Below are 397 nucleotides of genomic sequence, written 5' to 3'. Positions count from 1 at the left end.
ATTTCAATATCAACAAGTTTTACATCATCTGCATCATCAAAAATATGATCAGGGATACGTTCATTTACTTTAATTCGTGTAATGCTTTCTACAATATCATATAAGCTTTCTAAATGTTGAACATTTACGGTGGTATAAACATCAATACCTGCTCTTAAAAGTTCTTCTATATCACTATATCTTTTTTTATGTCTTGAACCATGTACGTTAGTATGAGCAAGTTCATCAACTAATATAAGTTCAGGGTGTCTTTTTAAAGCTGCATCAAGATTAAACTCATAAAATGCTCGATTTTTATATATGATTTTTTTCTTTTCTATTTGTTCTAGACCATACATTAAATCAGTTGTTTCTTTTCGATCATGTGGTTCAATATAACCTATTACTACATCTACAC

General features: G+C 28.7%; 1 protein-coding gene. It reads right to left on the bottom strand.

All coding sequences use genetic code 11. The features are described 5' to 3' along the window. Positions 1-397 (bottom strand): histidine kinase (locus tag KHA85_RS20530; protein ID WP_498039914.1); only part of this gene is annotated, 397 nt, incomplete at both ends.

The organism is Dietzia massiliensis (assembly GCF_018390595.1).
GTDB classification, from domain to species: domain Bacteria; phylum Actinomycetota; class Actinomycetes; order Mycobacteriales; family Mycobacteriaceae; genus Dietzia; species Dietzia massiliensis.
The sequence above is the reverse complement of the archived record's forward strand: the minus strand, read 5'-3'. Positions and strand labels throughout refer to the sequence as shown.